We start from the raw sequence: 18,163 nt of genomic DNA, 5'->3' as shown, positions 1-18,163 counted from the left end.
GGCCCAGGCGCGGGGGGGGGGGGCGGGGGTGGCCGGGGGCTGAGCCGCGGGTGCCGGAGCCGCCGTAGCCGCCGGGGCAGGAGCTCCCGGGGCGGCGGGGGCCGGGGCGGGCGCAGGCGCCGCTGCGGCAGGGGTGGCAGGGGTGGCAGTCTCGACGGGACCGCCAGGCCCCGCAGGCACACCCGCACCGGCGGGAACGCCAGGAACAGCGGGAACGCCGGGACCACCGGCACCAGCGGTGTCGCCCTGACCACCGGCACCACCCGCGGCCCGGACAGCCGCGCGGGCCGCGGCGGGCCCCCCACCGGGCGGCACGGACAACGCACCGGCACCCGCAGCCGCGCCCATGCCGACCCCCGCCACGGCGGCGCCGCCGTGGGCCTCGGGGCCGGGGACGTAGCCCATGGGGGGCGTGCCGCCGCCGCCCGAGAAGCCGATGCCGCGCTCCAGGCGGTCGAGGCGGGCCATGACGGACCGCTCGTCGCCGTAGGCGGCGGGGAGCAGGACGCGGGCGCAGATCAGTTCCAGCTGGAGGCGGGGCGAGGTGGCGCCGCGCATCTCGGTCAGGCCCTCGTTGACCAGGTCGGCGGCGCGGCTGAGCTCGGCGGCGCCGAACGTCTCGGCCTGGGCCTGCATCCGTTCCAGCACGTCGGCCGGGGCGTCCAGGAGCCCCTTCTCCACGGCGTCCGGCACGGCGGCGAGGATCACCAGGTCACGCAGCCGCTCCAGCAGGTCGGCGACGAAGCGGCGCGGGTCGTTGCCGCCCTCGATGACCCGGTCCACGACCTCGAAGGCGGCGGCCCCGTCACCGGTGGCGAAGGCCTCCACGACGGAGTCGAGCAGGGAGCCGTCGGTGTACCCGAGGAGGGAGGTCGCCATGGCATACGTCACACCGTCCTCGCCGGCTCCGGCGAGGAGCTGGTCCATGACGGACATGGAGTCACGCACGGAACCGGCGCCGGCGCGCACGACGAGCGGCAGCACGCCGTCCTCGACCGGGATGTCCTCCTTCTGGCACACCTCGCCGAGGTACTCGCGCAGGGTGCCCGGGGGGACCAGCCGGAACGGGTAGTGGTGGGTCCGCGACCGGATGGTGCCGATGACCTTCTCGGGCTCGGTGGTCGCGAAGATGAACTTCAGGTGCTCCGGCGGCTCCTCGACGACCTTCAGCAGCGCGTTGAAGCCGGCCGACGTGACCATGTGGGCCTCGTCGATGATGTAGATCTTGTAGCGGCTGCTCGCGGGGCCGAAGAAGGCCTTCTCGCGCAGTTCACGGGCGTCGTCCACACCACCGTGGGAGGCCGCGTCGATCTCGATGACGTCGATGGACCCCGGTCCGTTCCGGGCGAGGTCGCGGCACGACTGGCACTCCCCGCAGGGGGTCGGCGTGGGACCTTGCTCACAGTTCAGACAGCGGGCGAGGATGCGCGCGCTGGTCGTCTTGCCGCATCCGCGGGGGCCGCTGAACAGGTACGCGTGATTGACCCGGTTGTTCCGCAGCGCCTGCTGCAGCGGGTCGGTGACATGCTCCTGCCCGATGACCTCCGCAAAGGTCTCCGGGCGGTAGCGGCGGTACAGCGCGAGAGACGACACGCATACGAGGTTAATGGGGCGCACTGACAACGGGCCCCGCCCGCGGATCCGGGGCCCCGCGCCCGGGAACGCGAGCGCCCCCCACGCACCCGCCAGAGCCGACCTACCCTTGCTGCCTTCCGGCCCTGGGGGAGTTCAGTCAGATAGCGCCGCGTGAGGGGCTGTGCCCCACAGTACCCGATGGCGGCCCCCGGACCGAACCCGGTCCCCCCGCCCTCCGCTCCCGGTGACGGCCTGCGGGAACGGGTTCGCGAGCACTCCCCTCGGTCATGTAATGTTCTCGGCGGAGGATTCGCCTAGAGGCCTAGGGCGCACGCTTGGAAAGCGTGTTGGGGGCAACCCCTCACGAGTTCGAATCTCGTATCCTCCGCCAGTGCCTCACCGGGCACGTTGTCGAAGGGCCCCCTGGAAACAGGGGGCCCTTCGACGTTGTCCTCAGACCTCGTTGTCCTGGTCTTTGTCCACAGGGGGTGCCGGCATCGGTCCCCAGATCGCCTCGGCGATCATTCCGGCGACCTCCTTGAACATGATGTCCGGCACATGCTGGTACCGCGCCCGCATGCGGGCGGAGGTCCCCGGCTCCCATCCCATGATCAGATCGATGACCCGATCCGGTACGCCGAGCAGCATGAGCACGGTGGCGGCCGTGTGCCGAGCATCATGAAGCCGGGCGTTCCGAACCTGCGCGGCCTGCAATAGCCGCTTCCAATCGTGATAGTCGGTGTTCGGGCTGAGCGGGCCGCCGAGTGGCTTCGTGAACACGTAGTCGGACTCAACCCACAGATCACCGGCGACCTTGCGCTCACGCGCTTGCTCCTCGGCGTGCGAGCGCAGCATGACGACCAGAGGGCCCGGCAGAGGTACCACGCGGCGTCCCGCTCTCGACTTCGTGTTCTTGGTCTCGCGCCGGACCTGCACCCGGTCCGGGCAGTACCCCGCTTTCCGACCGCACGGTGCCGTCTCCGCGCAGCCGTGCTCGTACCTGGGGCGGAGACGGTTCCGGCGCAGCTTCAGGTACTCGTTCTCCAGGTCGACGTCGCACCAGCGCAGGCCCAGCGTCTCCCCCTGCCGCAGGCCGAGCGCGAGCGCCAACATCCACCGGGCGCTGTTGCGGTGCCGTCTCGCTTCGATGAGCAGGCGCTTGATCTCGTGCAGTGAGTAGGGCTCTACCTCGACTTCGTCTTCTTCCATCCGGGGCGGTTTGGCCAGAGCGGCGGCGTTCTTCGCCGCGTATCCGCGCCGTACGGCCTCGCCAAGAGCGGTCCGGGCAGTACGGTGCGCCTGGTGGGCCGTGCCGGCCTTGCGCTGCCCGTTGGCCTGCATCCGGCGGTACAGGCTCTCCAGATGCTCGGGCTCCAGGCGGTCAAGGCGGTGTTTCCCGATGCCGGGCACGAGGTGAACGCGAACCGCGACCTCGTAGCCGTCGTAGGTGTTCTCGCTGACGACGGGCTTGGCGATGTTCTCAACCCAGTGCTGGAGCCACTTCTCAACCGTCCACGGCTTCCCAGGCTGCTGTGCCGAGCCCTGGTCCCGCTGCTTCTCCAGCCGGCGGACTTCCTCGACCAGTTCCTTGCGCGTGGGGCGGGTGAGGTGGCGGCGGTACGGCGTCCCGTCGTCCTTGTAGCCCATCGGCACTCGGGCGTGCCAGCGTCCGTCCTTTCCGAAGTAGATCGCCGATTCGCCGTTGGCGCGGCGGGTGCGCTTGTTCTCCTCTGCCACAGGCAGGCTCCCGTTGTTCAGTCCTGGGGAATCACGGGCGGCGGTCTCCCTCTCCCGGTAGACCGCCGCCCGATGTGGTCAAGCCGCCCGGTGGACGGTGCGAAGGCTGTTGGCGAAAGCGGGGATGGCGTCCGCAGGGATCCTGCGGAGCCTGCCGACCGTCACGGACTCCAGCTCTCCGGAGCGGACCAGCGCGAAGCAGGTGGTACGTCCGACGCTGAGGCGACGTGCGGCTTCCTCGACCGTCAGCAGTACGAGGGACGGGTCGGCGGCGTCTGCATATGGGGCCGTGGTCATGCGCGTGTCACTCCTTCGCTTCACGGTGAGCGGCGAGGGGCTTGCCCCCTCTGGAGGTCCGCTACTTCCGCTACCGCCGCTACCGCGCAGGTCAGGAGCCTGTTCGTGGTAGCGGGAAGGGGTAGCGGTAGCGGATGGGTAGCGGCGCGGTAGCGGCAACCGGCGACGGTTGCCGCTACCGCGTTAGTGCTGGTCAGGCCACGTTTTCCACGCCGGGTAGCGGAAGTAGCGGACTTTCCGGGGGTGGGGGGCAGTAGCGGGCCCAGGCGTCGGCGAGATCGGCGGCGTAGTAACCCTTGAGGACACTGCCGGCGGTCTTGATGTTGCGGGAGGTGATCGGCTCGTTGTCGGCCGTCATGTACTCGGCGAGCATCTTGGACAGACGCCGGTTGTCCAGCGGCTTGCCGTGCAAGTCTGCCCAGGGGGCATCGTCCAAGGCGTTGAGCCGGTCGAGGATGGCGACGGTGGGCAGGCGGTCAATGCCGACCATGACCTGATCACGTAGGTCGGTCAGAAGCCGGACCCCAAGGCTGCCCTTGTCGTTGGCCTTGGACGCGGTGACCAGTTCCACGCAGGCGGCACGGGCCCGTTCGGGCCAGTCACCACCTGCGGCGTCCGCGATCGCGATAAGCGGTTCCCACACGTCAGCCGGCCGGTCGGTCACCCCGTCCGGCATGTCCGGCCACGCTCCCATGACGGCTTCCCGGACTTGGTCCGCCCACCTGGCGAGCCTGTCGCGGAGCTTGTGCCCCTCGGCCTCGTGGATGCGAGCCCGGAACGATTGGACCTTCTCGTTCCTGGCCCGGCGCCGCATGCGGATGATGACGGAGCGGGACAGGATCGTGTCGGGCAGAGAGCCGAGTCCGGCGACCGCGACTGCGCAGTACGAGGGGAACGCCTGCACGGTCTGCTGCCCGCCGTCGCCGATGCACCGGTAGGTCACCCCGGTGCGGCGGTGGCCGGCGTTGAGGAACCCGCGAAGCTCCTCGTTGTCCCCCGCCTTGGGCCCGAAGACGGTGTCGATCTCATCGAACAGGATCGTCGGTTTGCCGTTGCCAGACGAGACCGACCGGAACAGGGCGGCAGCGGAGGCGTTGACGGCGGTCATGGGCTGTGGGACCAAGGTTTCCACGATCTCCAGCGCCCTCGTCTTGCCCGACCCCGGTTCCGGGGACAGGAACGCCAGCCGAGGGGTGGAGTCGAAGCAGTCCAGCAGGTGCGCATGCGCGTCCCACAGCGTGACCGCGACGAAAGCGGCCTCGGTGGGGAACACGTTGAAGCGCCGGTGGAAGGCTTCCACCGCATCGAGCAGCGTTGCCCCGTCGGTGGTGGAGGTCATGCGGCTGCCCTCCCTTCGCGGGGGTTGCGGAGCGGGCAGGTGGTGCGGTGCGCGGCGTGGGCTTCGATCAGCGCGCGTACCTGGGCGTGGCCGATGGCGCTGCGGTCCCATCCGCACTCGCACCGGGAGGTGGCGGTGGGCATGTGGCCGTAGCGGGGGCTGCTGATGGCCAGCCAGGCGATGGGGTAGCGGTCGTCGCCCGGGTGCGGGTCAGGACGAAGAGCAGAAGGGACGCCCTTGCGGGCGGCGCCTTTCGGCTCGCCCACGGCCGTCCGGGGCGCGGCCGGTTCGGCGGCCGGCGGCTGGTCCGGGGTAGGGGTGATGCTCTTCAGGTGGGGGCGGGAGGGGGTGTTCATGCCGGCACCCCCCTGCGGGTCTGGTTGTGGGCGATGGACCAGTCCAGGGCGCTGCGGAGGGTGGAGCGGCACTCGGCCACGGTGAGCCCCGCCGCCTGCCCCGCCTCCTGAAGAGCCTGCTCAACCAGATGCCGGGGGAGGTCGCCCCACGCGACGAAGCGCCCCAGGGCGCGCGCGGCCCGGAACAGGGTCCCTTCGCGTTCGCCGACCGGGGCCGTGGCGACCGCCCGGGTCTCGTTGGCGAGCGCCACATCCGCGTACCGGCTGGACCGCCCCAGGGAGGCGGCTGCGGGCGCCTGTGACAGCTTGGGTGCGGGCTGGAGAACGGCGTGCAGCCACGCGGGCAGCACGGCCGTGTGAAGGCCGCACAGCGACTCGTAGGTTCCGGCGGGGGTGATGCTGCCGGCGGCGACGACGTACCCACCCCACGCCCGGGTGTCGACCAGCTCGGCGATGGTCCCGGCGGTGTTGGTCAGATGCAGTCCGGGTGGGGCGGTGAAATACAGGTGCCGCCCGCCGCTCGCGGTCCGGGTGCGGTAGGTGGCGGGGACGGCATGCCCGGCGCGCTCGCAGAGCGCCTTGAAGGTCGCCGCGCCGTCAGGCGCGTCCGAACTGCCCTGGTTCTTGCCCTTGTTCTTGGGCACGTCCAGGTCGATGACCACCAGGTTGGAAGGGCCGGTGGCGATGCCGACGTTGTACGGAGCTTGGGACCAAGCGGTGCGGATGCGGTCGGGGTCGGTGGTGGCGCGCTGTTCCCACTTCAGGTGGCCGTCCGAGCAGGGGCCGGTGCGGGGGCAGGACTGCTCACCGTGCAGGGCGGGCCGCTTGCTGCCGGGGCGAAGGGGGAAGACGTGCCAGCCCTGTTCGACGGCCTGCAACGCGGAGAGCAGCAGAGTGGTGTTCACGCGGCCACCCCCAGCCCCGTCGCAGCCCGGGAGCCGAGGAAGGCGCGGCCGATCCATTCGGTGTAGGCCGGGGGCAGCGCCTCACGGAGGCGAAGGTGGTCGGTGGACCAGTCGATGCCCTTGGCGGTGCGGATCTCTTCGACGGTGGCCTTGCCGCCGCCGTTGCCGTAGGCGGCGACGTAGGGCCCGTCGTGGTAGACGCCGTGCCGCCAGCCACGCACCCGCCCCCGGTGCCGGGGGTGCGCGGGCTGGACGGTGGTCCAGCCGCCGAGTTCGAAGTAGCGGTGCATCAACACGGCCAGCCCGAACTGCTCGCCGCACAGGCGGATGTCCTTGCGGACCTCGGAGCCGGCCACGTTCTCCATCACGTACGGCCGGCCCGTCGTCTCCAGCGCAGCCATCTCGGCGTTGCGGCGGGCGTTGGTGCCCTTGGTCGGGGCGCCCTCTCCCTGGCACGGCGGGGAGGCGTGGATGAAGTCGAATTCGTGGCCGTAGGCGCGGATGAACTCGATCGCGTCGCCCTGGTGGAAGGCGTCACCGCAGTAGTCAGGCTGGTCCTGGATGTCCACGCCGGTGATGTGGCAGCCGGGGAACGCCAGCCGGTACCCGGCCGTGGCGCCGCCGATGCACGAGTAGGTGTCCAACACCCGCAACGGCCGTGTGAGGGCCACTCGCCGGATGGGGGTGGGTTGGGTCATGTTGGAGACCTCCACTATTGAGTTGGTGGGTGGAGCAAGGGCGGCCCCGGACTTTGGCGAGACGGGGGCCGCCCTTGGCGTTGCTAGAAGTCGGTGCCGGTGTAGTGGGCGATGTAGCCGGGGCACGGCGACACGGGGCAGTCGCAGCCGCCGCACTCGTTGCAGATGTCACCGGTGCAGCGGTCGCAGATCTCGTGTCCCGGGCATCCGTAGTCGGCGCAGTCCGTCGCAGTAGGTCTCGTCGTCCATGTGCGGGATTCCTTCCGTCACTGCTCGTTGGTGGTCTTGGCCCACACGCCGCGCGTGGTGCTGTGGACGTTGCGGTGGTCCTGGTAGACGGGCCCCTCGTAGTGGTGGTGGACGGCCGGGGCGGGCTGGGCGCGCTTGGCGAGCCGGGCGAGGGCGAGCACGAGGGCGGTGGGGGCGCCGAAGACGAGTCCGCACGCGACCGGGTCGGCGAACTGGGAGACGTACATGAGCACGGCCGCCGTGCCGCCGACCATGGCGGTGGTGGCGCCGCCGGCGAGCATGAGCGCGCTGGCGTCGGTGGCGCCCTGGCTCATCGGCGGGCGGCCGGACTGGATGACGGGAGGGGTGCTGCCGTAGGCGGGCAGCGGGGTGTCGTCGCGGTACGCGGTCGGCACGGTGGGCGTGGGCCGGTAGGCGTCGGCGATGATCCGGCGTGCTTCGGCGGCGGCGACGTCGTCGCTCATCGCGGTGGCCGGCGGGGGCGTGTTGGGGTGCATGCGGAATCCCTTCCGGGGTGCGGTCAGGGAGGTTCGGGCACCCCCTTCGGGGTGCCGTGTGGAGGGGGGTTTCGGGGGTGTGAGCTGCGTGCCTCCCTGCCTCCCTGATGGATCATTTGCGCTGGTCAGGGCCAGGGAGGCGGGGCAGGGAGGGGGTGAGGGAGTTCTCCCTTCCTCCCTGCCCCGTCGAGGGTCGGCTCCCTGTCATCCTTCGGCGGAAGCGGAACCACCGGTGTCGCGGTCGGCGAGGGCGCGGGTCACGCGGTCGCGAGAGACGACCATGACGCCGTCGGACTTGTACGGCTCGGCGCCGGCGGCGTCCAGGACGCGTTTGAGGTCGATGAACGACCATTCGCTGTAGGCGACCGCGTTCAGGTGGGCGAGCCGCGCGAGGACGTCTTTGGTCCGCACGCGGGGCGCGTCACCGAGGACGGTGGCGATGTCGGTGAGCGGGTCCCGCTCGCCGTCGTCACGGGCGATGGCGTGCAGGGTGGTGACGCCGTCGCGCAGGGCGCGGGCGCGGTCGGCGATGGCGCGGGCGTCGTCGTCGCCGATGTAGTGGGTGCGCACGGTGATGGACGCCTGCCCGGCCGGGATCTCGATCCCGTCCGAGGCGACGACGAGCGTTCCCTTGTCCAGGCCCTGACGCAGCAGGTGCGGAGCGGCACCGCCGTCCACGGCCTTGTCACCCAGCGCCATGCGGGCCTGCGACTCGGTGCCCAGGGCAAGGGACGCGCGGGTGTGGGCGCCTTCACGGACCAGCTTGGGAAGGTTCTGGTCGGTGGGGTCCTGCGTGCCCTCCCACATCAGCACGTCCACGGCGCGGCCCTGGTTGTGGACCTTGCGGACGGCCATGAAGTACCGGGAGGTGGCCTTGGAGCCGCCGTAGGGGCGGCCGTCCTCGTCCTTGACCGGGCACATGAACGCCACCTGGGCTTCGTCCACGATGCCGATCAGCGGCACGAACACCGTGCCCGGGTCGCGTCGGCGGGCCTCCATGCGGCGGTTCATCTCCTCCACCAGGCTCTCGACCATCTCGGTGGCCTGGATGACCTGCTCGTCGGCCGGCCCCTGGATGAGCACGGTGGCCAGCCCCTCGAACATGGCCCAGTCCCCGGCGCCCTTCAAGTCGGCGATCCGGAACTCAACCGTCTTGTCCAGGGCCGCCCACAGCGCCAGCGCGCGCAGAGCGGCCGTCTTGCCCTGGTTGGACAGCCCCGTGATGAGCAGGTGCCGCTGATACAGGCTCAGCACGGCGGCGTCGCCGCGCAGGTCCTGGCCCCAGGGGGCGCGGCCCTTCTTGTAGTCGGCAGTCAGGGTCTCGTCGGTGACCAGCGGGGACGGGCCGATCGGCTCGTCCAGCGCACCGGAGTCGGCGATCCACAACCTGACGGTGCGGGCCGCCTCGGGGATGGTGATGAACACCTCGTGTTCGTGCCTGCTCAAGTTCTCGGCGAGCTTGCGCCGCCTGCCCTGGACCTCCACCGTGGACACCCCGGACGGGAGAGTGACATCGACTTCCACCCCGCATCCGGCGATCACGATCGGGGACAGCATGGCGGCGCCGGCGTCGCCCATCTCCGTGATGGCCTTGCGCAGGGCGGGGATGCCCAGGTCCCGCAGGGCCTTCACCACGATGGAGGGCGTGATCGGCTCCCCGCCGCCGGTGCGGGCGCCTGCGGGCAGGGCCCACTGGGGTGCGGCCTTCTGGTGGGCGCCGACCGACCACAGGGCGAGCAGGGCCAGGAACGGGCCGATCGTCAGGGCCGGGCCCCACACCACCCGCACGATGGTGATCATCAGGTTGATGAACTTGATGACGGCCATCAGCGGGGTCACGACATCGGCGGGGTCCTTGGTGGCGACGGCCATGGCGATGCCGAGCAGGACCAGACCGCCGATGCCCATACCCGCGCCGACGGCCGCGCCCTTGGCGGCATCCTGCGGGGAGCGCAGCAGGTCCATGCGGCGGCGGTGGCGTGCCTCACGGAAGCGCTGCCCGCGTTCCTCCCACTCGGCAGCCGCCTCCATGTTGCCCGCGGCTTCCGCCGCGCGGAGCATGCGTTCGTAGCGGGCGGCGGTCCGCCCGTCCCACGCCCGGCGGGCCACGATCCGGGCCCCGCCGACCACGTAGAGGGAGTGCCGGACCATCGCGCGGGCGGCCGTCCGGGTCTGCTCGTGCGTGACCGCGCGCCGGATGGCCCGGCCCGAGCGCACCCACAACGGCAGCACCGGCGCGATCGGGGCGGTGGGGGTGTCGTCGGTGACGATGGTCAGAGTCGGCCCCTGACCGGCGCCCGAGGGATCGGGGTCGGGGTCGGGGCTCTTGTAGAGGTGAACGACGTTGCCGCTCATCGGTGGTCTCCTGACTGCCCCCGTCGATCCCGGGGGCGGGAAGCGGGGGCAGCGGCCGGGGGCTCGATCCGCGAACGGAGAACCCCCGGACCACCGCGTGGGGGGAGCGGCCGTGCCGTACGCGGTGGCGCGTACGGCACGGCACGGTCACCACCAGAAGGACTTCTTCTTCGGCACCAGGTAGGGGCAGCCGTTGATCATGTGGTCCACGCACTCCGGGCAGTCCTCACGCGGACCCAGGCGGCGGTGGATGGACTTGTCGTAGGCGTGCTGCCAGCACTGCGGGCACTCACCCGGAGGCGTCTCCTGCGCGGCCACGGTCACCACCACCCCGACGACTTCTTCGCCGCCTTCGCAGCGGCGGCCTCGTTCACCACGCGCTGCCGCTCGGTGCGCAGGGCCTCGATCTCCGCGTTCAGGCGGGTCTCGGCCGACTCCCACGTGGTGTCCATCCGCCGGTCGGCGCGGGCGGTGCCGTTGCCCCGGTGCAGGCTGTACGCCCCACCGACCGCAGCGCCCAGGATCGCGCGGCGCTCGCGGCCGTCCAGCGGCCACAACTCCCGCTCCCGGACGGCCTTCAGCTTGCGTTCCGTCTGCTGGATCTCCCGGTCCAGGCGACGGGTGTCAGGCTTGCCCATGCTCAGGTACTCCTCGGGGAATCGGCCGGCTCGGGGAAGGCGCAGGGCACGCAGGCGCCGAGCACGGCGGGGATGACGTAGCCCGCGTCGGTGCCGCACTGCGGGCAGATGCGGCGGGCGCGGTTGGCCTTGGCCAGTGCCGCCCACCGCGCCGGCGTCATGGGCCGTACGGGCTTGGCCAGGTCAATGCGGTAGAGGTAGGCGACCAGCGGGCCCCGGCGGCGGCGCGGCCGTTCGAGCTGCGCCGCCACCTCCTGACCACCCGGCCGCAGACCCCGCGCGCGGAGTTGCCGTCGGGTGGCGTAGCCGTCCGGGGCCAGGCGCCACCGGAACACCGGCAGCGCCCCCATCACGCGCTCGCTTCCTCAGCCGGCGCGTGCTTGCCCAGCAGGACATCGCGCAGCGTGCGGGCCCGCTCCGGGGAGATCCGCATCTCCCGGCGCAGACGCTCCGCCGTGATGTCCGTCTGCGGCCAGCCCTCCGTCAGCTCCAGCGCTTCGGTCAGGAGCTGTTCGGGCGTGCGGCGCACGCGCGGGGCCTTCGCCGACTCCGGTACCCGGAAGGTCGTCCGGCGCGGTCGGGTCGACTCCGCCGCGACCGGCCGCTTGCTGCGGATCGGGGTGACCGGGGCCGATCCGACCGGGGCGGTCAGGGCGCGGACGGGCTTGAGCGGGAGGGTCGATTTCCCGGCATCGACCGGCACCGGATCGGGCACCGGAAGCCGGGTCAGCGCGACCGTGACCGGGGTCGATTCCGGCACGTCAGCCGTCGACTGAAACACCCCACTCTGAGTCGATTCCTCCTGGTTTGCGTCGGGGGTGTCGATCGGGGTGGTGGTCGGCGGTGCGGGCGGTTCGATCGGGGTGGTGAACATCTCCGCCAGCGCAGCGTCCGCGCCGGACGTGATGCGCTCGCGCTGCACGTCGATCAGCCGCACGCCCAGGGTGTGGTCGCCGGTGCCGACCTTGCGGGCCAGGCTCCACGATCGGCGGTCCGACCACGTGCGGTGCCGCTTGCTGGGGTGGTTGGCGGCCACGGCCCGGTGATAGGCGAGCTGCCGCACGACTGCCGCCGTGCGGGCCTCTGCCTCAGCGTCGCGGCCGTCGGTGTGCACCACGATCCGCCGGGCCAAAAACGCCATCCCCTCCGCCGAGACGCACATGCCCATCGGGGTCACCGCGTAGATCACGGTCCGTCCGGCGTCCGGGCCGGCCATCGCCGCCATCACCGATGCGGCGGCCGGCAGCGCCCACAGCCCGAGGCGGACCATCCGGGGTGAGGACTGCCCCAGCATGGTCAGCCCGAGCAGGACCAGCCCGAGAACGGCCGTGGCGCCCTCACCGGCGGCCACCGCACCGAGCGCGGTGCCGGTGCCGTAGGCATGGCCGATGTTGGAGAACGTGCCGTAGCCGCCGAATCCGCCGACAGCGGCCATGATGACGAACGCGGCCCCGAGAACCACCTTCTGGGCACGGGTCAGCTCGCGGGTCATACCGCCCCCCTGTCATCGGTCCAGGGGGCGTAGGTGACTGGGAGTTCGGCCGTCCAGGTGTTCAGCGTCTCGGCCGCAGGCCCCAGGTCGTGGCCGTCGGTCAGGACGCACTCCAGGATGATCCGCGCCTTGCTGGCCCGGTCGTGCATGAGCACGTGGTAGGCGCGCTCGTCGGCATCGCTCAAACCCGGCAGCGGAAGGGCCAGCGCGTCACGGACCGCGCGCAGCAGCGCCACGGCCGGCGCCGGGAGGGAGCCGACACGGACGACAGGCGGTTCGCTCATGCCGCACCCCCGACCGTGAGCAGGGCGGAGATGACGAGCAGGGCGCCGCCGGCCAGCGTGAGGTCGACCGCCCGGCGCAGGCAGGAGAACTTGCTGACAGCCAGACGGGACAGGCCGGCGATGTCGGCGGCCAGGTCCCGCGAGACGGCGGCGGTGATCTCGTCGGGGGTCAGGGTGGCCCACAGCGGGAAGCCGTGCCCGCCGAGGGCCGGGCGGACCGAGCGCAGCAGCAGCCCGGCCGCCGCGAGCAGGACCGCCATCCCGGCGCCGCCGGTGATGCGGGCGGGCCAGCCCAGGGCGATGTCGTGGCCGACGCTCCAGGCGCCCGCCAGGACGGCGCCGACGAACGCCAGCAGAAGGCTGGTCTTACCGTCCGTCCGCGCGATCTCCGCCTTCACCTCGGCGTGCGCGGCCCTCAGATCCCGTCCCATCGTGGCGCTCATGCCGCACCCCCGAGCAGGCTCGTCACCGGCGTGCTGGTGGCGGGAGCGTCCAGTGCGGCCAGCACCCGCAGCGCGCGGCGCAGCAGGGGCCGGTGGGCGGCATACAGAGTGCGTCCGGCTCCGGCGATTGCGGTTTCGAGCTGGTCCAGGCTGCCGAACGGCCACCAGGTGGCTTCCAGGGCGTCGTCGTCGCCGACGGCGGTCACCGTGGCGGGCAGCAGGTAGAGCGCGCTGGTGGAGGCCACCCAGGCATGGTCCGACTGCCGCCAGTCATCCACGATGTCCCGGCCGAGGATCACCGGCGTCTGCTTCCTCAGGTCGACGCCGGTCTCCTCCAGCAGCTCCCGCCACAGCGCGTCCGGAGCGGTCTCCCCGGCGTCGACCATCCCGCCCGGGATCGCCTCCTGCTCGATGTCGCTCCGGGTGATCAGCAGCAGACGGCGGTCGGCACCGGCCCCCGCGACCACGATCGGGTCGGCCGCCGAATTTTCGCCCCACTTGCCCAAGTTGCGGCCGGTGCGACCGGTGCGGCCCAACGGGTGCAGCGGCCAGCCACGGCCGTCCAGCTCGAACGGGAAGAGCGCGTCAGCCTGACGCTGGGGCCAGTCGTGGACGTCGGCCGGGGTCGCGGCTCCTTCGGCCCAGGTCGGGACCTCCTGGGCCAGGGCGGCGGGCAGCAGCTCCGGGGGCGTGACGTCGGCCGGCGCGTACTCGGGCCAGGGCACCGACCAGCTACGCAGTTCGGCGGGGATGACCTTGCTGATGGGCGTGGTGCTCATGCGGCACCCCCCGCCGGCACCGTGACGGTGCGGTTGGCGAGCGCGGTCCGCTCGGCCAGCACCCGGCGGCGGGCCCGACGCATCCGGCGCTCGTCCAGCTCGCTGGGGATGCGGTCCAGGGTGATGATCTGCGCGTCAAGCAGGTCGACATCCGCCAGGATCAGCGGCATCTCCCGCTCGATCGCGTCCAGCTCCGCGCTGGTGGGTTCGATCCAGTCCGCGAACGCGGTAACAGCGTCCTGAAGTGGGACGATGAGGTCCATGGGTCGTGGTTCCTCTCCAAGGGTGAACGGCCCGAACAGCGGCTCCCGGGGTGCCACCCGGGAGCCGCGCGCCGTTGAAGTCGGTAGATCCGGCTCCCCACGCCCCGCCCGTACGACCGACGCACCGAGTGCGTGACCGGACGGGCGAGGGAGGCAACCGACCGCAGCAGACGAGCTGCGGAAAGGTCGATGCGCGGCCGAGCGCCGCGCGGTCCGTCTTTTCGACTCGGGGAGACGGGGCCCACCTATGGAGTTGTCAAAGAACATCAGCGCGGGGCCCGTGGCGTGCGGCAGGTATCTGCCGCCTTCCTGGCGGGCGGTCCCAGGCCATTCGTGCAGGTCAAAGCAGTTACGGAAGACTTCAACCACTCTGCTTAGGGGGGGTTGCCGTCTCGCTTGATAGGTACGGTAGGCAAACCCGGACCCCCGCGCAACCCCCTCTCGCGATAGAGTCGGCTAGACCCCCTAGGCACGGTTGGGAGAGGCATGCAGAACGAGATGGAGAAGGTCGCGGGGATCACGGACCCCGTCGACCGCGCGAAATCCGCAATCGCCCTGATGGCGCGGTATCAGAGCCACGTGAACGAGCTGTCCCGCATCCGTCGGGAGGCCATCGAAGAGGCCCAGGCATCCGGGATGACCCAAGCCGAGATCGCGACGCGACTCGGAGTCAGTCGCGGGCGTGTCGGTCAGCTCGCTTCCGCCGGCCCGCCCCCGGAGCGCGCTTTCTTCGGTACGGACCTGGTGACCGTGTCACTGGGCGGCAAGTACGAAGCAGGCAAGGGACCCGACCAGCACCCCAGTGAGGTAGTCACCCGGGAAGACCTCTCCAACTTCGAACACCTGCGCAAATTGCTTGGTGGCATGAAGCTGGACACGCAGTACGAGGTGATTCCGCCGACCGGCATCGTCAACCTGAACCGGGACAACCATGTCGTCATCTGCGGCCCGCGATTGTCCCCGATCCTGGCGCAGGTCCTGGAAGGTGACGACAACCTGCGGTTTGCCAAAGACAGGGCGTGGCACCTTGTGGACCAGGTAGCTGGCAAGGAGTACAGGTCACCCGAAGACGAAGACGGCTCAGCCGGCGACGTCGGCTACCTGGGGCGGCTCCCCCGCCTGGACGGCAAGGGGACGTTCCTCTACATCGCCGGCATCCACGCCATCGGCGCAAACGGCGTCGTCCACTTCCTGGAGAACAACTTGGCAGAGATCTACCGCGAGGTACGCACTCGTCGCTTCTCCACCCTGATCTCTTGTCGCTACGACCCGAAGACGCTCGAAGTGCTGGAAAGTCGACGCGTCACCCCGCTGTACCGACACGAAGGTTAGGGACATGCGCGTCGCAATCGACACCCAACCTGGTGGAGCCGCTCCGAATGAAGACTGGGCAGCCGGCACCCCGTCTCTTGCCATCGTGCTGGATGGACTCAGCACCGCAGGTCTGGACACCGGATGCCGCCACGGCGTGCCGTGGTACGTCGCTCAGCTCGGGAGCCGGTTGGTGGCCACCCTCGCCGACCCGGACCGCTCACTCACAGATGGCCTCGCGAGCGCTCTCGAACAGGTGGCGGCGCTCCACCCCGAATGTGACCTCGGCAACCCAGGAACGCCATCCGCCACCGTTGCAGTTCTTCGACAACGGGACGAGACCCTAGACCACCTGGTTCTAGCGGACTCTCCCATCGTGCTCGAACGGCACGGTGGGCTCACAGTGCTCACCGATCTCCGCGTGGACGAGGTTCTCCCCGAGCTACGAGCGGAGGTGGAGCAGCACGAGACGCACACGGTCGAGCACCAGGCAGCACTGCAACGCTTCGTGACTGCACAGCGGCAGATCCGCAACACACCCTCTGGGTACTGGGTGGCAGCCGCCAGCCCAGAAGCGGCAGAACACGCGCTGGTAGGTGGCTCCTCCGTGGAGGACGTACGAGCCGCAGCGGTCTTGTCCGATGGCGTCTCACGCCTCGTCACCGAGTACGCCATGGCGACGTGGTCCGAAGTGTTCGCGATGTTGCGGAAGGGGGGCCCACGGGAGTTGATCGACACCGTCCGGAAGGTTGAAGCGACAGACCCGACCGGGCGGCGCTGGCCACGCTACAAGTCGGGGGACGACGCCACCGCAGTGTTCTGCCAATGGTGATCACTGCTGGTCGGCACGGGTGGGCAACGCCGTTCGTTGTCCTGGTCCTTGTCCAGTTCGCCAACGAACGCCACCGTTCATCGTCGTACGCACACCCCGTCCGACCAGCCGTTTGAACCGCTACGGACGCCCCCGTACCGCCAGACGCACAGTTGGAAAGCGTGTTGGGGGCAACCCCTCACGAGTTCGAATCTCGTATCCTCCGCCAGTGCCTCACCGGGCACGTTGTCGAAGGGCCCCACCGCTTGCGGTGGGGCCCTTCGGCGTGCGGTGCCCCGGGCGCCAGGAGATCCTCACCGCCCCACCCGCACCGGCGCCGACACCGTCACCTGGTCCAGCTCCGAGACGCGGACCGTCGCCTTCAGGGTCCAGGTGCCGGGAAGGGGGAGAGTGAAGGCGTCGGTGGCCCAGTAGCCGCCGCGGTCCGTGACGCGGGTGTCCAGGGGGCCCACGCGCCGGGCCGGGAGCGTGAGGGTGACGCGGAGTTCCGGAACCGCGGAGAGGCCGCCGTCGGGGCCGTAGACCACCGCCTGCACGGAGTTCGCGCCCACCCGGCCGGGGTCCAGGGTGATCTGGACCTTGCCGTGCCCGCCGGGGGTGCCGGTGTCGAAGGGGAGCGTGGTGACCGAGGCGGTGGGGATGCCCGTCGCCGGGGAGGCGGCGGCCTGGGCGGGCTCCGTCGCCGCGCGGCCGGGGACGGTGCCGGTCAGCAGGGTGGTCAGGGCCAGGACGACGGTGGCCACGGCCGCCTCCGCGAGGACCGAGCGGCGCAGGGCGCGCGGGTGGGGGGTGGCGGTGGGCTCCTTGGTCAGGCGGGTGGTCCAGCTGCGGGAGCAGGCCGCCGCGAGGAGCAGGGCGGCGACCGCCGCCAGTTTGGCCAGCAGGATCCGCCCGTACGTGGTGCCGGTCAGTGCCTGCCAGGAGCCGAGGCCGCGCCAGGATTGGTAGGTGCCGGTCAGCACCAGGACCGTCACCGAGGCGGTCGCCAGCCGGGAGAAGCGGGCCGGGACGGAAGCGGGCAGGCCGTCCGGTGCCGGGAGGTGCCGCAGGGTCCACAGCAGCGCGGCCAGACCGCCCAGCCAGACCGCCATCGCCAGCAGGTGCAGGGTGGCCGAGACGAGCGCCAGCGGGACCTGGATGCCTGCCGCCGCGTGGCCGGAGGCCGGCCAGGTCAGGGACAGGCCGACGGCGAGGACCGCGCCCGCCGCCAGGGTGGTACGGCGCGGGAGGCGGACGCGGCGCCGGCGCAGCAGGGCCGCGCCGGCCGCCACCAGGAGCAGCAGCCCGGTGCGGGCCAGGAGCAGCAGGCCGGGGCGGGTCGTCGCCGTGTGAGCGAGGGCGGAGGCGGTGAGGGCGGTCGCCGGGGAGGTGCCCTGCTCGTACGGCGCCCGCAGGAGGTAGTCGGCGGCCGTGGCGGCGAGCAGCGTGCCGGCGGCGGCCAGGGCGGGGGCGCGCAGGCGGGCGGCCGTGGGCGGGCGGCAGTACGCCACGAACGCGGCGGTGCCCAGGAGCAGGGCCAGGGAGAGGTAGGCGAGGTGGCGCGCGAGCGTGTGCAGGGCGGTGGTGGCCGGGTCCTCCGCCGGTGCCGGGGGCGGGGCGGGCGGGGCCGCCGTGCGCTCGCCCACCGAGAAGGTGAGGGCGCCGGACACCGGGTGGCTGTCGGCCGACACCACCCGCCAGGCGACGGTGTACGTGCCCGGGGCGAGGCGGGCGGGCAGGGCGACCCGGACGGTGTCGGAGTGGCCGGGGGCGTGGTCGGCGGGGGTGGTGCGGACGCGGTGGTTGCCGGGGTCGTAGACCCGGAAGGAGCCGGCCGGCAGCCCGACCGACTCGCTGAAGCGCAGGGTCATGTAGCGGGGCGCGGTCCGCAGGACGGTCCCGTCGGCGGGGTCCGCCGCCCGCAGCACGGCGTGCGCGGAGGCGGGGCCGGCCGCGGCCAGGAGCAGACCGAGCAGGAGGACGGGGTACAGCAGGCCGCGGAAGAGGCGGGCCCGGTGGGCGTGTCGTCGTGGTGTCGCCTCTGTGCCGCGCCCCACCCTCGGCCTCCGTCCGTCCCCTCGTGGGCCCGTGCCCGCTGACAGGGCCCCGGGATACGTACGGAGGGGACGGCCGG

Annotated in this window: 20 protein-coding genes, 1 tRNA gene and 1 other RNA gene; 3 read left to right on the top strand and 19 right to left on the bottom strand. The window is 71.6% G+C overall.

What is annotated here, in order from left to right:
• On the bottom strand, window positions 1–1,593 hold a 1,593-nt coding region (locus IH25_RS0131790), incomplete at its 3' end, for a DNA polymerase III subunit gamma and tau (protein ID WP_037656008.1).
• 67 nt (window positions 1,594–1,660) lie between these two features.
• Window positions 1,661–1,759, bottom strand: an RNA gene (gene ffs, locus IH25_RS38860) — signal recognition particle sRNA small type.
• 119 nt (window positions 1,760–1,878) lie between these two features.
• Here ffs and IH25_RS0131785 point away from each other — a divergent pair.
• Window positions 1,879–1,966 (top strand) — tRNA-Ser (locus IH25_RS0131785).
• Between the two features lie 62 nt (window positions 1,967–2,028).
• Here IH25_RS0131785 and IH25_RS0131780 read toward each other — a convergent pair.
• The 16 genes from IH25_RS0131780 to IH25_RS0131705 form a co-directional block, all read right to left on the bottom strand.
• The gene (locus IH25_RS0131780; RefSeq protein ID WP_030618603.1) at window positions 2,029–3,312 is read right to left on the bottom strand and encodes a tyrosine-type recombinase/integrase; all 1,284 of its coding nucleotides are present in this window, start codon (window positions 3,310–3,312) and stop codon (window positions 2,029–2,031) included.
• A 78-nt stretch (window positions 3,313–3,390) separates the two neighbouring features.
• A complete protein-coding gene (locus tag IH25_RS0131775; RefSeq protein ID WP_030618600.1) occupies window positions 3,391–3,609 on the bottom strand; it encodes an excisionase family DNA-binding protein in 219 nt (72 codons plus the stop codon).
• Between the two features lie 193 nt (window positions 3,610–3,802).
• Entirely contained in the window at window positions 3,803–4,948 is a 1,146-nt protein-coding gene (locus IH25_RS0131770; protein ID WP_030618597.1) for a DUF3631 domain-containing protein, read from the bottom strand.
• Window positions 4,945–5,304, bottom strand: a complete 360-nt coding sequence (locus IH25_RS0131765) for a hypothetical protein (protein ID WP_030618594.1) — start codon at window positions 5,302–5,304, stop codon at window positions 4,945–4,947. The genes IH25_RS0131770 and IH25_RS0131765 overlap by 4 nt, the downstream gene beginning before the upstream one ends.
• A complete protein-coding gene (locus IH25_RS0131760; RefSeq protein ID WP_030618591.1) occupies window positions 5,301–6,209 on the bottom strand; it encodes a bifunctional DNA primase/polymerase in 909 nt (302 codons plus the stop codon). The genes IH25_RS0131765 and IH25_RS0131760 overlap by 4 nt, the downstream gene beginning before the upstream one ends.
• Window positions 6,206–6,907, bottom strand: coding sequence for a class I SAM-dependent methyltransferase (locus IH25_RS0131755; protein ID WP_030618586.1), 702 nt, complete (start codon window positions 6,905–6,907; stop codon window positions 6,206–6,208). Before IH25_RS0131755 ends, IH25_RS0131760 begins: the two co-directional genes overlap by 4 nt.
• 266 nt (window positions 6,908–7,173) lie before the next feature.
• Window positions 7,174–7,653, bottom strand: a complete 480-nt coding sequence (locus tag IH25_RS0131750) for a hypothetical protein (protein WP_030618583.1) — start codon at window positions 7,651–7,653, stop codon at window positions 7,174–7,176.
• A 204-nt stretch (window positions 7,654–7,857) separates the two neighbouring features.
• Complete coding sequence (locus IH25_RS0131745) at window positions 7,858–10,008, bottom strand: FtsK/SpoIIIE domain-containing protein (RefSeq protein WP_030618581.1); 2,151 nt, start codon at window positions 10,006–10,008, stop codon at window positions 7,858–7,860.
• 147 nt (window positions 10,009–10,155) lie between these two features.
• A complete protein-coding gene (locus IH25_RS0131740; RefSeq protein ID WP_030618577.1) occupies window positions 10,156–10,332 on the bottom strand; it encodes a hypothetical protein in 177 nt (58 codons plus the stop codon).
• Window positions 10,329–10,646: a hypothetical protein gene (locus IH25_RS0131735; protein WP_030618573.1), complete on the bottom strand. Its 318-nt coding sequence runs from the start codon at window positions 10,644–10,646 to the stop codon at window positions 10,329–10,331. The genes IH25_RS0131740 and IH25_RS0131735 overlap by 4 nt, the downstream gene beginning before the upstream one ends.
• A gap of 2 nt (window positions 10,647–10,648) precedes the next feature.
• On the bottom strand, window positions 10,649–10,996 hold the full coding sequence (locus tag IH25_RS0131730; protein WP_030618570.1) for an RRQRL motif-containing zinc-binding protein: 348 nt from the start codon (window positions 10,994–10,996) through the stop codon (window positions 10,649–10,651).
• Window positions 10,996–12,138, bottom strand: a complete 1,143-nt coding sequence (locus IH25_RS0131725) for a hypothetical protein (RefSeq protein ID WP_030618567.1) — start codon at window positions 12,136–12,138, stop codon at window positions 10,996–10,998. The genes IH25_RS0131730 and IH25_RS0131725 overlap by 1 nt, the downstream gene beginning before the upstream one ends.
• Window positions 12,135–12,422, bottom strand: coding sequence for a hypothetical protein (locus IH25_RS0131720; protein ID WP_030618564.1), 288 nt, complete (start codon window positions 12,420–12,422; stop codon window positions 12,135–12,137). Before IH25_RS0131720 ends, IH25_RS0131725 begins: the two co-directional genes overlap by 4 nt.
• Window positions 12,419–12,865 (bottom strand): Pycsar system effector family protein, encoded by a 447-nt coding sequence (locus IH25_RS0131715; RefSeq protein ID WP_030618562.1) that lies wholly within the window; start codon window positions 12,863–12,865, stop codon window positions 12,419–12,421. Before IH25_RS0131715 ends, IH25_RS0131720 begins: the two co-directional genes overlap by 4 nt.
• Entirely contained in the window at window positions 12,862–13,644 is a 783-nt protein-coding gene (locus tag IH25_RS0131710; RefSeq protein ID WP_030618560.1) for an NUDIX domain-containing protein, read from the bottom strand. Before IH25_RS0131710 ends, IH25_RS0131715 begins: the two co-directional genes overlap by 4 nt.
• A complete protein-coding gene (locus IH25_RS0131705) occupies window positions 13,641–13,907 on the bottom strand; it encodes a DUF6284 family protein (protein WP_030618557.1) in 267 nt (88 codons plus the stop codon). The genes IH25_RS0131710 and IH25_RS0131705 overlap by 4 nt, the downstream gene beginning before the upstream one ends.
• A gap of 486 nt (window positions 13,908–14,393) precedes the next feature.
• Here IH25_RS0131705 and IH25_RS0131700 point away from each other — a divergent pair, with 486 nt between their 5' ends.
• A complete protein-coding gene (locus tag IH25_RS0131700) occupies window positions 14,394–15,239 on the top strand; it encodes a sigma factor-like helix-turn-helix DNA-binding protein (RefSeq protein ID WP_030618553.1) in 846 nt (281 codons plus the stop codon).
• A gap of 4 nt (window positions 15,240–15,243) precedes the next feature.
• Window positions 15,244–16,050, top strand: a complete 807-nt coding sequence (locus IH25_RS0131695; RefSeq protein WP_030618550.1) for a protein phosphatase 2C domain-containing protein — start codon at window positions 15,244–15,246, stop codon at window positions 16,048–16,050.
• A gap of 293 nt (window positions 16,051–16,343) precedes the next feature.
• On the opposite strand, the gene IH25_RS0131690 is transcribed toward IH25_RS0131695, so the two are convergent.
• On the bottom strand, window positions 16,344–18,086 hold the full coding sequence (locus IH25_RS0131690; protein ID WP_394298456.1) for a copper resistance CopC/CopD family protein: 1,743 nt from the start codon (window positions 18,084–18,086) through the stop codon (window positions 16,344–16,346).
• Between the last annotated feature and the right edge of the window lie 77 nt (window positions 18,087–18,163).

The organism is Streptomyces achromogenes subsp. achromogenes (genome assembly GCF_000720835.1).
In the GTDB taxonomy this organism is placed as follows: Bacteria; Actinomycetota; Actinomycetes; order Streptomycetales; family Streptomycetaceae; genus Streptomyces; species Streptomyces achromogenes.
This window is presented reverse-complemented; position numbering and strand designations above follow the sequence as displayed.

What these genes read in the sequence shown, in the direction of transcription:
- IH25_RS0131775 (WP_030618600.1), bottom strand. Translation starts at nt 3,609, where the DNA reads ATGACCACGGCCCCATATGCAGACGCCGCCGACCCGTCCCTCGTACTG.
- IH25_RS0131770 (WP_030618597.1), bottom strand. Translation starts at nt 4,948, where the DNA reads ATGACCTCCACCACCGACGGGGCAACGCTGCTCGATGCGGTGGAAGCC.
- IH25_RS0131765 (WP_030618594.1), bottom strand. Translation starts at nt 5,304, where the DNA reads ATGAACACCCCCTCCCGCCCCCACCTGAAGAGCATCACCCCTACCCCG.
- IH25_RS0131755 (WP_030618586.1), bottom strand. Translation starts at nt 6,907, where the DNA reads ATGACCCAACCCACCCCCATCCGGCGAGTGGCCCTCACACGGCCGTTG.
- IH25_RS0131750 (WP_030618583.1), bottom strand. Translation starts at nt 7,653, where the DNA reads ATGCACCCCAACACGCCCCCGCCGGCCACCGCGATGAGCGACGACGTC.
- IH25_RS0131745 (WP_030618581.1), bottom strand. Translation starts at nt 10,008, where the DNA reads ATGAGCGGCAACGTCGTTCACCTCTACAAGAGCCCCGACCCCGACCCC.
- IH25_RS0131735 (WP_030618573.1), bottom strand. Translation starts at nt 10,646, where the DNA reads ATGGGCAAGCCTGACACCCGTCGCCTGGACCGGGAGATCCAGCAGACG.
- IH25_RS0131730 (WP_030618570.1), bottom strand. Translation starts at nt 10,996, where the DNA reads ATGGGGGCGCTGCCGGTGTTCCGGTGGCGCCTGGCCCCGGACGGCTAC.
- IH25_RS0131725 (WP_030618567.1), bottom strand. Translation starts at nt 12,138, where the DNA reads ATGACCCGCGAGCTGACCCGTGCCCAGAAGGTGGTTCTCGGGGCCGCG.
- IH25_RS0131720 (WP_030618564.1), bottom strand. Translation starts at nt 12,422, where the DNA reads ATGAGCGAACCGCCTGTCGTCCGTGTCGGCTCCCTCCCGGCGCCGGCC.
- IH25_RS0131715 (WP_030618562.1), bottom strand. Translation starts at nt 12,865, where the DNA reads ATGAGCGCCACGATGGGACGGGATCTGAGGGCCGCGCACGCCGAGGTG.
- IH25_RS0131710 (WP_030618560.1), bottom strand. Translation starts at nt 13,644, where the DNA reads ATGAGCACCACGCCCATCAGCAAGGTCATCCCCGCCGAACTGCGTAGC.
- IH25_RS0131705 (WP_030618557.1), bottom strand. Translation starts at nt 13,907, where the DNA reads ATGGACCTCATCGTCCCACTTCAGGACGCTGTTACCGCGTTCGCGGAC.
- IH25_RS0131700 (WP_030618553.1), top strand. Translation starts at nt 14,394, where the DNA reads ATGCAGAACGAGATGGAGAAGGTCGCGGGGATCACGGACCCCGTCGAC.
- IH25_RS0131695 (WP_030618550.1), top strand. Translation starts at nt 15,244, where the DNA reads ATGCGCGTCGCAATCGACACCCAACCTGGTGGAGCCGCTCCGAATGAA.